Genomic DNA, 12,659 nt, shown 5'->3' on the forward strand with positions numbered 1-12,659 from the left:
ATGAAAGGATGATAACTTATATTTTTTTCTGTCCGATTTCTACGGCATATTATAGCTCAAGAAGAGGCACGCTTAATGGGTCATAATTTTGTCAGCACTGAACAAATTTTATTAGGACTCCTTAACATAAAAGATAATATTGTTTCAAAATCATTAAATAACTATGGTTTAACAATCCTCTCTACAAGAGAAGCTGTTGAAAAAATTATAGGTAGGGGAAATGACCTTATTGGAATAGAGATACCATTTACGCCTTTAGCTAAAAAATTACTTGAATTGTCTTTTAATAAATCTAAATCATTAGGCATAAAGTATATCGCACCCGAACATCTCTTATTAGCGTTATTGGAATTAGATGAGGGTGTGGCAATTGATACTTTGAGAAATTCAAATATTAATATTAAATCATTAAAAAATTCAGTAACTACACTAATGAATCGACAAATTTTAGTTAAAACTGTCGAAGCTACTAAACCATCAATTGTTTTTAATAATTCAAATAGAGAAAATAAAGAAATTAAAGAAATTAAAGAAAAGTTGGAAAAATTAGAAAAACAATTTCAAAAAACCGCTACTGATGAAAAAATTATTAAGTGTAACTGTATTTTTATAGGACATGGGAGAAGCCCTCTTTGGAACAGGATAAATACTTGGTTAAAAGATAGTTTGAAGTTAAATGATGTAATTTATTTTGAATCAGAGTGCCGAGCAGGGCATCATGTAGGCAATATCCTTAATGAATTTTTAGATAAAGCTACTTTTGCTATTATTATTATGACGGCAGAAGATGAAACGGCTGGAGATGAAGTAAGGGCAAGACAAAATGTGATACATGAAATAGGTCTGTTTCAAGGGAAACTAGGCTTTAATAAAGTAGCAATCCTTAAGCAAGATACGGTTCAACCCTTTTCTAATATTGATGGTCTTCAATATATCCCTTTTACAGGTGATAATATTCCACAAACTTTTTGGGAACTCCAAGAAATGCTAAAAAGAGAAGGCTTCTTGAATTAAACTTTCGCCAAAGCCTCTTCCCTAAACTCCAACTCGCCTTTAAAAGCCCGCTGAAGCAGGGAATTGAATAAATCATCAAGCTTTACGGCGGATGCTTCATTTTTCTTTTTCAGATCTTCAACTTTTTCGACTATCTGAGCAAATTCGTTTTGAAGTCCGATAGGGGGAAGATATATTTCAAAGTTTTTAACCATTGAAAGGTTTAAATTTGGTTGATTGCCACCCCTACCTAATTCTCTTAAAGTATTATATTGAGCTTTTAACAAATTAAATAAAAATTCGTGATTTATTTTTTCAGAAGGCAAAATTGCACTGCAAGCTTGATTAGTAGTCGCTTTCTTTTTCAAAATAGCCGCTCTTCCTCTGGTATAGCCCTGTCCATACATTGCAACCAGAATAGTATTCTGTGGAAATAATTTGCAATTACTTTTATTAATAGCTTCTTGAGTTATATGCTCCTCCGTATCATAGATATAAGAGTTTATAACTTCTCCCGTTTTAACCCAAGGAATATCACCATTATAATATTCAGGTTTTTCTCTACTAGGAGTACTTCCTGTCTGAACTGCACAAATATCAACTATTTTGCATTCTTTCCATCCCTTCGAATTCTTAGTAGGGTCGCCGAACATATCAAGAAAAACCGACTGCAAAAACTCATCAAGCTTGGCATTTGCCTGTTTGCGTTTTTGGCGGAGTTCGTCAGCTTTGTCCAGCACCGCAGCGATTTGTTTCTGGGTTTCGAGAGGAGGAAGGGGAATTTTAAACTCTCTAACCGCATTTACATTTAAATTTTGAACACCAATCCCTGTTGTACTACTTATTGCTAATTGTTTAAAACGCTCAGAATTAAGTAAATACATAAGATAATAACTGTAAACTAATTCCTTAATTGGTTTAATTAGGGTTAAGCTTACAAAAATACTGAATTCCTCATCAAAATCTATAACCGCAGCATCCCCAAAGCTACCAACTCTTGTATAGAGTATATCCCCTTTTTCAGGTTTATTCTTTTTGGTTAATTGATTGTGCGTTTCCTCGGAAATACAGTTAAAATTCTGAAAAAATATTTTATTTGCTTTTACATTCTTAGACGATAAAAAAGGCACACCTTCCTCGATATACTCTGGTCTGGCTGCAACTCCACATGTGATAAGGCTTGTTACTTCCGTTAATTTAACTTCTTTCCAACCTTCAGGTAATTTTTTCATGCAAGTAAAGCCTCTAGCTCTTTTATACCTTGCTGAATTTTAGATTCAAGAGTGCTGACTTCTTCAAGAATTTTCTTAGGCGAATTATACTGCACTTCTTCATAAACAACTTCTTTATACCTGTTTATGCTTAAATCATAACCATTTGAGATAATTTCATCTTTCGGAACAAAGAAAGACTGATCCGTTCTTGTTCGGGATTCCTCTGCTTGCAAATTCTTATAACGATTAATAATATCGGGAAGATTATTGCATTCGTGTTTTGTCGAATCCAACTCTGTTCTTTTCTCATCAAGGCTGAGTCCGTCTGCCTGCATATCATAGTACCAGACTTTATCAGTACCGCCTGAATTAGTTTTTGTAAAAATTAATATCCCCGTTGAAACTCCTGCATAAGGTTTAAACACTCCTGAAGGCATAGAAATAACTGCCTCAAGTTTATGCTGGTCGACAAGAATCTTTCTTAAATCTTTATGAGCGTTAGAAGCCCCGAACAATACACCGTCAGGAACAATTACCGCACATCTTCCGCCTGTTTTAAGCAATCTGAGCATTAAAGGCAAAAACAAAAGTTCTGTCTTGGAAGTGCTGACTTCCGAAAGAAGGTTCTTCGCAATGGCTTTCTTGTCAATAGACCCTTTAAACGGGGGGTTTGCCAATACGCAAGTGCATATATCAGCTTCGTGAGAACTGTCTTCAGATAAAGAATCTTTGTACTGAATATTCGGATTTTCTATGCCGTGCAAAATCATATTCATACAGCCGATTCGGAGCATTGTCACATCAAAATCAAACCCGTGAAACATTTTTTCGTTAAAATGGTGCATTAATTCTTGATTGGAAAAGATTTCAGGGTGTTCTTTTCTTAAGTATTCTCCCGCTGCTACAAGAAAACCGCCCGTACCGCAAGCAGGGTCACAAATAACATCATCGGGCTTAATCTGCATCAGTTCAACCATCATATTTATAATATGCCTCGGAGTTCTGAACTGCCCGTTTACCCCTGCCGAGGCTATTTTGGAAAGCAAATATTCATAGAGATCGCCTTTGGTATCTCTGTCTTCCATAGGGATATCATTAATCATATCAACAGCTTCAACCAACAAAACAGGCTTTTGTATCATAAAGATTGCATCTTTCATATACTTTGCATATGAAGAGCCGTCATTGCCTATCTTTTTTATAAAAGGGAAAACTTCATTCATTACAACAAAGTGCATTTTTTCAGGGTCGAAATCTTTAAATTGTGACCAGCGAAGGTGATTTTGTTCAGGTGAAAAGATAGGATTTTCAATATCACGCTTAAGTCTGTGAGCCTTCTTTTCTCTCGCCGTATGAATATCATCAAGTCTTTTTATGAATAATAAATATGAAATCTGTTCCATAACCGTTAAAGGGTTTGAAATCCCGCCACTCCAAAAGGTATCCCAAAGTCTGTCAACTTTTGATTTTATTTCACCCACAATCATTCCCAGCTTTCCCTTTATATTGCTTATTATTTTATATATTTTGATTATATTACAAATACATCAGGGAAAAACTTGTTAAGAGTTTAAATTTAATTGATTTTCTTTTACGCAAAACTTTTAAAACCTGCCAAATTTGTATTTACTTGATACGAGGCTATTTACAGCCAAGAGGTAAAGAGTTTAATACCTCCTATAGGTTTTGGTTTTTGAAAAATACTAATATGGCTTTAAACGTGTACAGGTTAGATAAACAAAAGAAAAACTCCTGCTAAATACAGGAGTTGGGAGGAGGTAAAAGTATGAATGTTTATCTGAAATTTGCCAACGCCTCAATAGCCATCCTTTTACGCTCTGGAACAGGGTGAGCATACCGCATAGTGGTAGTAATTTGCGAATGCCCGAGAATATCCTGAACAATAACCAATTCTACGCCCATAGCGACCATTCTTGTAGCTGCTGTGTGCCTTAAATCATGAAATCTTAATTTCTCAATACCTGACTTACTGCAAAGAGTTAAAAAGCTCTTTTTTATGTCTTTATAAGGCTGTTGAGTAATCGGGTTTGTAAAAACATATTCTGATTGCCTGTTATTATAAAGTTCTTTTAAATGTTCCGTTAATGCAGGACTTATAGGAATATTTCTGTTCTTTCCGCTTTTGGTCATGGTTACAGTAATAAACCCCTCTTGTAAGTTCACATGAACCCATTTCAAGTTTAATATCTCCCCTCTTCTCATCCCTGTGTGCAGAGCGCATATAAGCAGAGGCTTCATGTACATTTGTGCTCCGACACAGTTATTTAACAACCTTTCTTCTTCATCTGACTGCAAATAACGCTCCAATTTGGTTTCTTCTTTAAGTTTTTTTACAGCACGACAGGGATTTGAAAGAATCCAGCCGTTTTCAAGAGCAATAGAGAGCATCTTACTTAAAATTGACACTTCACGATTAATTGTTGCACCTGATAGAGGCTTACCGTTCTTTTTAGGCATCCTTTGCCGTTCAGATCGATATCTTGAAATCAAATCGGGAGTTATTTCTTTCAGCTTACACTTTCCGAAGAAAGCACTTAACTTCCTGATTTTACTTTGTTCTTCCTTCCAGCCTTTCTTGGCTGACATTATATATTCTTTATAAGTTTCATTTAGCTTAGGGAAAGGCATTTCGCCTATTCCCTCTACTAAACTGTACTTACCTTGAAGAAGTTGGGCTTTAATTATTATTTCAGCTTTTTCCGCATCTTTTTTACTTGTTGCTTCAGGAACCGCCCTATGATACCTTTGACCTCGTATCATAAGGTTTATATACCATTTATTACTATCAGTTTGATATACAGGCATTTTAGTTACCCACAATTCCTAAAGTTTTTTCCATTTTTGCCCCTGACAAGAGCCATTCCATTAACTTCGGCTTAATAAACAATACTTTTCTTCCGATTTTTAAATAAATTTCTGAAGGAAACTTGTTTCTTGGCTTGCTTCCTTTAGCACTTATGTAGGTGTAAATGCTCTTGGTTGTGCTTTTTAGGATGTCGGCTACTTCTTCAACGGTCAATAAATCTGTGGTTTCTAGGTTTTGCATTTTATTTTCCTTTTTAACTCTTTTACAAATTTATGTACGTAAATTTTAATTTTTCTTGTGCGAGCTTGATGATTTTTGACGATAATCTTTTTCAAAACTTTTGGATATAACTTACGGCTTCGCTTGCCTTCCCCGAAGCCTTGAAGATGTAGTTTTTATCTTTCTTTAAATTTTCAAGCCAACTTTCTATATAGCTGGCTGTATTTTCAATATCAACAGAAATTCCGTACTCTGCACTTAGGAAGCTAGAACCTATTTCAGCAACAAGCTCTTCAAAGGCTCTGTCTTTCTTGTCCTTCAATTCAAGTCTGTTCAGCCTGCTTTCATGACCTGTCCAGTGAGTAAGTTCGTGAAACAGAGTTGAGTAATACCCTCGTTCATCTTTGAACTTAGACTTATACGGCATATTTATAAAGTCTTCTTTTATGTCAAAGTAGGCTCTTTCTCCCTGATGTCTTAAAGAAGCCCCTGTTGATGAAATAAAAGTTTCTATTTCTGCTACTGATTTTATTTCGGGATTTTCTGTTTCTGCTTCCAAGTTTTCTATCTGGTCAATATTGAAAACATAATCCGTTTTAAAAAAGCGGGTGATGAGTTCTTCATCATTCCCGCTTGCATCACCTTTTTTCTTTGCCGTCTGGCATACTATTATCGGAGTTCCTTTTTCTCCTTTCCTGACTTTGCCCCCGAGTGTCCTTGCTTGTGCAAACCCTAACCAGTAATTGCTTGTATATCCGCTTAACTTTGAAGTAAGCCATAGGCACAAAGTGTTTATACCGTTATAATTATTTTTTGTTTTTAAATTTGTCGGCAAAGCTGTTCTTTCAAAAGGGCATCTCCAAGGAGTAACACCACTTTCAAGGGCTAATATTATTTTATCTGTCATATTTTGTCTTATGTCCATTTTTATTTTTCCTTCTATCAGTAGCTTTTAAACATTTCTTACAGACTGCAAGAAGATAGTTGTTGTTATCGACCTTAAACTTTCTTCCGTTTTATACTCTTTTATCGTCTGCCGTACCAAAGCATCACAGGATTCATAAAAAGCTATGAGGTTGGAAGCCTTTAGATTCAGCTTATTCTTTTCTTCTTCGCCCCAAATTTCAGGTTTTAAATTATTATTAGAAACTTCCGTATTAACTGATTGTTCTTCTTTGTTGAATACTATTTTTACTTTGTTGTCCTGCTCTTTTACAAGCGTTACTTTTTGATTTCTCCTTAAACTGCACAGGGTTGTATCCTCAGGCTTTCCCCATTGAGTTATCTGCTCACCCTCGTTAGTAACAAGTACGACATTTACTCTTTTACCGTAACGGGTTTCGACTTCTCTCATAGGGTATTTAACTGTCGCCTGTATCAATGCGCTCATTATCTGCCTCCTTTAACATAGTTTGTCTGATAAAAATAGATGTCTGCTTCAAGTTGTTCTAACCTGTTTTCCTCATACTCGGTCAGGTCAGTTCGACAGCTCAATTCCTCCAGTTCGTTATAATCCGACTGAATAATCCAATTCATACACACTTTCTCCTTGTGTTTTCTACCAACCATAAGGTGTAAATACCTTATATATCTAATAGAACACCTGTAAATCTGTGGTGTATATATAAATTCTGCGTATATTGCACATTTGTAACTATATGTTAAGGACTAAATCCATTAAACAAGTTTTATACAGTACAAAAAAGCACTCTAAAGGAGATAAGTCCTGCTAGAATGCTTTTTATTAACTATATTGTTATTATTAACGATTTTTTAAAATAAATTTTAGTTTTTCATCTGAACAATTTATTAAAAGTTCATTTTTCTCATTAATTGATACAGCTCCATTGTCTAATTTTTTAAAGACAGAGAATAATTTTATCAATGTATTTAACTCATATGAAATTGTAAAAGAACTTTCTTTATTAGTTTTACCAATTTTTTCTTTGAATTTTTTGCCTTGTTCTGTTAACGATTCGATATATAAAACTTTATCTTCAACAAATAATTTGACTATATTTAGATGAGTTGACTCTTTTACCATTTTTAAAATAATTTTTATTTTTTCAAGTTCTATATCATAAACCAAGGTCGTATCAGTGTTATTTTGATTAAATTTTGATTTGATTAAATTAAAATTTTCATTATCTAAATATTCAAGTGGTAAAATCAAACTAAAATATTGTGAATCAATGAAAATCTTTTTTTTATCGATTTTACAGTATTTTAATGAAAAAATGCTCAAATCAGAATTGTTTTTAATACCTTCTGTTTTCTTATAATGTTTTTTTATTTGATTTGTAGCTTGAATGAAATTTTTTATTAAGTCTACAGACCCCTTTGAAAGAACCATTTTCTCTTTAACATCAGTATCTTCCAGCTCAATAATCCCTAAAGCCGCTTCATAATAAGCTTTATTCTCTTCTAACATGATAAAAGCACTTTCATTCACTGGCGGTTTAATTAAACCTGATAACTTAGAACTTTGTTTCAAAAATTTATTAAAATCTTCAATATTTAAATCTATTAAATTATTTTTGAATTTCTCTTTCGTATTAAAAAATTCTTCTTGTTTATCTATAAATGATAGATTATTCTTAAAAATATCATCCAAAGGGAAATTTTTAAAATACGGGATGTTTATAAAAATTTCGTTGCCGACTTTTTTAAAAGCAATTTTATCGTCATCCTTAATAGATTTTAAAATTGCCAAAAGATTTTTAAAATTTGTTAAAATAGCTTCTCTTAAAATTTTACTATTATCAGTTGTTATTGTAGGTATTCTTAATTCACATGAAAAATTTGAATTGTATAAATAAATATTAATAAGACCTTTTTGAGCTGTTAAGTAAATATTTTTAAAGGAATCTTGGGCTTTATCTACGAATTTATCTAAATACATTAGAAAAGTTTTTATTACAATTACATAGAAAACAAAATGTGGCTCTGAAGGGTTATACGGGTCTTCTTCTTTTGGGGAATTCATTAGCTCATAATCAATATCTTCTGCTGAAAAGATATCATCAAGGTAGTTCTTTGGCTGTTCATTCATAATTTTTAATTCCTCTGATGCTGTATTTACGTTAATTATTGAGTTTAGAGTGTTTGTATTGTTCATCGGTTACCTCATTTCTGTTATTTAAACTTACTTACTTTTATTTTTTATATTTGACCTAAATTAGCCGGCTGAATTGGCATATTTGGCAGAAGGTTTAATATGCTTCTCTTCTTGCTCCTTTGATAAAAAGTCCGCTAACGGCTCTTTTGTTACCTATCCGTATTTTTTCATAGCCTTTTGCCTTAAGTGATTCGACAAATCTTATTTGTGTCAAGGTTTTATAACCGTTTTCCCTGCAAAACTCTGTATAGCACTCATGCAGTTGTGTTGTTGATATACTTTCTTCTTGGTCTTTAATACATTTTTCTTCGATAAATTTGAAAACATTATCCATTTGTTCTTTATAGGCAGTAGTTTCAGACCTTATTATCTCAGGGGGATTTAAGCTACCGTCATCCCTCCATTTTTGGTAACCCTCAAGAGCCCATTTAAGAATTCCTGCACCTTCATTCTTTAATTTTTCAAAAAGGAAAATGTCTCTATCGGCTTCTGAAATTTCAGCAACAAACGGTATAATCTGAACCCTGCGCCAAATTGCATCGGTTGATTCTTTTATTTCAGGCTTGGTATTTGTAATAATAAAAATTTTTGATTTATTTTTAAATTCCAGAGTTTCATTGCCGACATTGACTGCAAAGGTATCATTTCCTGACATAATTTTTATGGTTTTTGCGTTTATACAGCTGTTTTCTTCTACTTCCGACAAGATAGCTAGGCGTGAAGTCAAAAAATTAAGAATATCGTTATTTAAATTGTGTTCCTTTTCATTTAAAATGAATGAGCGCGGTGCTGAACAAGCATAATCACCAAAAACGTATCTTAACGTTTCTACGAATACTGTTTTTCCGTTCATTCCGTTTCCGTACAAAATAAAAAAGCATTGCTCATTTGCATAACCTGAAAGACAATAGCCGATGACTCTTTGTAAATAATCAATTAATTCTTGATTACTACTGGTAATAATGTTTAAGAACTTAAGCCACTCGTCACATGAACTTTTTTTAATTATTTCTGCGCACGTGCTGTTTTTGATTATTTCTACATTTGAAACTTTTGTTATTAAATAATCTCTGTTATGCTTGGTTGATTTTTTTGCATCAAGCTTTATAGTTCGATTCTTACAGTTGAATAAATTATCATCTTTATTCAAATCGCAGAGGTTTACGGCTAAGAACGGTTTCATTAACTCAATAATTTTCAAAATTTTATTATAAGCTGTGAACTTTAAATACGGGCTATTCTCTGAATTAGCTGTTTTTTCAGAAATAAATGAAATAATTTCTTTTAAAACTTTCCCGTCTTCATCAAAATCCCATTTTGTGCCGTTATACACAATCCATTTTCTCAAAGCGCAGACATATTTAATTTTTGTTTTAAACAGGTCAACAATTTCTGTCTTAATTTGCATTTCTGTGACTTTTGAACTTGTAAATTCTTTTGTCATATTATTTCTCCGTTATCTACTTGGGCTAAATAGCCCACATATATCTCTACGTATTTTTGTTAAAAACTTCGCTGAGTAAGGCACGTATATGGCACAAAATATCTTTATGTATTTCTACAAATCCTTGCTGTGCAAGGATTATGCTTCTAAAAAATTCGTATTTACATTTCGTTACAATTAGGCGCAAAATCCACGAATATAGAAATATGATTTAGCTTATGATTACTAAAAACATTTATATTTTATCTGTTTTTTAATTAAATCAGACCTCAAACAAAATTAAATACCTTATATGCAAGCACACAAGGTATTTAAAGAATAGATATAGATTTTAAATCAACTATTTTCGAGTTTAAGTATAAAAAATTACTTGTTAGCTCAATTATAGTTGGCAAGTTGACGGAAGCTGGCTTGTTTAATATTTAATCTGTCAGTTTATTGAAGCTTTGCTTGAAATCTTACAAGTCAGATTCTAACTTTGAAGATATATTCGTTATAAAAACAAATTGTGTTTTATAAATTATCTCTTATCTTCATAAGTGGGATATTAAAATATCTAACACATTGTTCTTGAAGGTATTTAGGTACCTGTATATTGATGCAAATAGCATTATGCTTATGCATCAATAAAACAGGCAGTTCTTTTTATAGCTCAAATGAGCTACACTGTGGGCACTATGCAGGTGTACTTTCTACATAGTTGTAAGTTTCTGGTAACTTAAATAAGTAAACTTATAAATCTTATTTAATATGGTATAAAGGTCTTCACCTATCTAAAACATTCAATCAATCAAAAATAAAAATAAATAAAAATAAATAAAATAAATAAAATAAACAAAATAAACAAACAAAAAAACAAAATAAAAATAAAAATTCTTTTCTTTATTATTAGTATTTATATAAAAATTGTCTAATCTCTTTCGAGCGACTTCAATAAATTATACGAAAATTATTTAAAAATACACACGGGCAATTTCAAAGATTTTACAAGTATCTTGAAGCTTTATATCTGCCTTAAATCTTTACTCAGAAGTTTATTGGCATAGAAATAACTGTTATCATCTTTTAATATTCTATTTTCCTCATAAATATGTGCTGTCCAATAGTCCGCCCAATGAACTAGTAAAGTTAGCGGTTCTTCTTTATGAGCCACACATTTATTTTCAGCTATATACTGACCGTCATGATATGTTATAGCTTGTGCTTCTGAATCAGAAAGAGGAATGTATTTTGAAATCAGGTACAGACTTCTTACGGCAAGCCCCATTTCTGTTACTTGAGGATTAATTACATAGTTGCTCTTACTTTCGGTGTTGCAATTCTTTAGATATCTGGGCTTTTGGGGCATACCGATTTTACCGACATCATGAAAAAGCCCGACAATTACACAACTTTCTTCTGAAATTATAGGGGCAAAAGTTTTACGGAATTCAAGAAGAGTTAAAGCAACGCCGACGCTGTGTTTTAACAAACCTCCTTCTTCGCAAAGATGATATTTACAGCTTGCAGGACTTGTTAGCCAGCTTGTTTCATTTTCAAGAAAGGATATAAACCTGTTAAAATCCTCTTTCCTGCTTCTAACTTTACCTTTTAGATTTTCATATTCTTTTTCAAAATTCATAAATTCTCCTTTTTATAAATATCTTTCACTTATGTAATTACTCCACGGCTTTAATTCAGGCGGTGCATCATACTTCTGGAAGCATAAATCCCAATATTCGCCTATAAACCTATGTTTATGACTTTCACTTAACAAGCTGTGCCATATCTCGTGTATTTCTTGTCCTATGTATTTTTCAAAACCCTTTGAATACTCCGCTTGGCTTGCTGTTAAGACATTAAGCTTCTTGTTTTGGCTGTGGCTTAGGTGCATTACAATGTAGTCTTCTACATAGTGATCTCCGAACTTAACACCTAGTGTCTGTTGAGCTAACAGATGTTGCCTTAACAGTTGATAAAACGGCTCATAGCAAATATCATATAATCCCCAAGTATCCATTTCCTGCATGTTGAATAATATTTCGTTGCCGTATTCCCTTTCTTTCGCTATTATCGGGGCATATCTGGCAAGTCTTTCTATGCCTTTTGCACCCAAGAACTTCCCTGTATTGTGTCTTGATGCGTATGATTCTGTAAACTTCCACTCTATAAGTATTTGAGTGTTCTTGCCGTTTACTTTTGCTAAGATGTAGGCATCAATGCTTGTTCTGTGGCAACCTCTCATATAGCCGTCATTTTCCCCGATTGGCGAACGTATAGGACCTATCCATTCAAACAAAACGTTTCCGCTGTCAGGATAAACGCAATCGTAGAAGGTCGAATTAGGCTTAAATGATAAAATTTTCTCTGCTTTTATCCCGAAAACTTCAAGGAAATCTCTTAAATTTTCTTTCTGCTCCTCTGCAATAAAGGGATACCAAAAGTTCATACAACAAGCCTGACTGCTTATAGGGCTGTTAATTCCTGTGTGTGCCGTAATTCTGTTCTTTTTCAGGATTCCCCACATTTTAGGTGAAATTAAATTGTTTCCCTGCCATTTTTCTTGATAATCTTTTGTTAATACGCCGGTACTCATAGATTTTCTCCTTCTTCTTCAACACAAACTCCCCTCTGTAGAAATTACAAAGTAAGTCAATAATTATTTGATTTTGAAATAATTCTTTGCGGTAAAACCTTTAAAAATCCATTTTGCGAAACTCTGACGGCTATATAAGGGGCTTTTTGTGTACTAAATGGGTTTTGGGGTTTCGGTTATATAATAGTAGCTAAATGACTGTACAGATTAGATAATATTTTGAGCTTTTCAGAATTTCCCTTTAAATTCAACAGATACACTTTATTTAT

At 33.0% G+C, this 12,659-nt stretch carries 12 protein-coding genes; 1 reads left to right on the forward strand and 11 read right to left on the reverse strand.

The features are described 5' to 3' along the window. Positions 1-51 precede the first annotated feature (51 nt). Positions 52-1,014 (forward strand): TIR domain-containing protein, encoded by a 963-nt coding sequence (locus tag WCG23_11615; GenBank protein MEI8390515.1) that lies wholly within the window; start codon positions 52-54, stop codon positions 1,012-1,014. Here the strand turns inward: WCG23_11615 and WCG23_11620 are convergent. From WCG23_11620 to WCG23_11670, 11 genes are all read right to left on the reverse strand, one after another. Then, entirely contained in the window at positions 1,011-2,225 is a 1,215-nt protein-coding gene (locus tag WCG23_11620; protein MEI8390516.1) for a restriction endonuclease subunit S, read from the reverse strand. The genes WCG23_11615 and WCG23_11620 overlap by 4 nt on opposite strands. After that, positions 2,222-3,694: a class I SAM-dependent DNA methyltransferase gene (locus WCG23_11625; GenBank protein MEI8390517.1), complete on the reverse strand. Its 1,473-nt coding sequence runs from the start codon at positions 3,692-3,694 to the stop codon at positions 2,222-2,224. The genes WCG23_11620 and WCG23_11625 overlap by 4 nt, the downstream gene beginning before the upstream one ends. Before the next feature lie 307 nt (positions 3,695-4,001). Further along, positions 4,002-5,033, reverse strand: coding sequence for a tyrosine-type recombinase/integrase (locus WCG23_11630; protein ID MEI8390518.1), 1,032 nt, complete (start codon positions 5,031-5,033; stop codon positions 4,002-4,004). A gap of 1 nt (position 5,034) precedes the next feature. Beyond that, the gene (locus tag WCG23_11635; GenBank protein ID MEI8390519.1) at positions 5,035-5,274 is read right to left on the reverse strand and encodes a helix-turn-helix domain-containing protein; all 240 of its coding nucleotides are present in this window, start codon (positions 5,272-5,274) and stop codon (positions 5,035-5,037) included. Between the two features lie 91 nt (positions 5,275-5,365). Next, positions 5,366-6,178 (reverse strand): zincin-like metallopeptidase domain-containing protein, encoded by an 813-nt coding sequence (locus tag WCG23_11640; GenBank protein MEI8390520.1) that lies wholly within the window; start codon positions 6,176-6,178, stop codon positions 5,366-5,368. Positions 6,179-6,205: 27 nt separating this feature from the next. Further along, positions 6,206-6,643 carry a hypothetical protein gene (locus tag WCG23_11645; GenBank protein MEI8390521.1) on the reverse strand — a complete coding sequence of 146 codons (438 nt, stop codon included), beginning with the start codon at positions 6,641-6,643 and terminating at the stop codon, positions 6,206-6,208. Next, the gene (locus tag WCG23_11650; protein ID MEI8390522.1) at positions 6,643-6,789 is read right to left on the reverse strand and encodes a hypothetical protein; all 147 of its coding nucleotides are present in this window, start codon (positions 6,787-6,789) and stop codon (positions 6,643-6,645) included. The genes WCG23_11645 and WCG23_11650 overlap by 1 nt, the downstream gene beginning before the upstream one ends. Positions 6,790-7,015: 226 nt before the next feature. Beyond that, positions 7,016-8,305 (reverse strand): hypothetical protein, encoded by a 1,290-nt coding sequence (locus WCG23_11655; GenBank protein ID MEI8390523.1) that lies wholly within the window; start codon positions 8,303-8,305, stop codon positions 7,016-7,018. Positions 8,306-8,465: 160 nt separating this feature from the next. After that, a complete protein-coding gene (locus tag WCG23_11660; protein ID MEI8390524.1) occupies positions 8,466-9,815 on the reverse strand; it encodes a phage/plasmid primase, P4 family in 1,350 nt (449 codons plus the stop codon). Positions 9,816-10,818: 1,003 nt separating this feature from the next. Further along, positions 10,819-11,436 (reverse strand): phosphohydrolase, encoded by a 618-nt coding sequence (locus WCG23_11665; GenBank protein ID MEI8390525.1) that lies wholly within the window; start codon positions 11,434-11,436, stop codon positions 10,819-10,821. Positions 11,437-11,448: 12 nt separating this feature from the next. Further along, on the reverse strand, positions 11,449-12,390 hold the full coding sequence (locus WCG23_11670; protein MEI8390526.1) for a hypothetical protein: 942 nt from the start codon (positions 12,388-12,390) through the stop codon (positions 11,449-11,451). Positions 12,391-12,659: the final 269 nt, after the last annotated feature.

The sequence above is a fragment of the bacterium genome (assembly GCA_037147175.1).
Taxonomy (GTDB): domain Bacteria; phylum Cyanobacteriota; class Vampirovibrionia; order Gastranaerophilales; family UBA9971; genus UBA9971.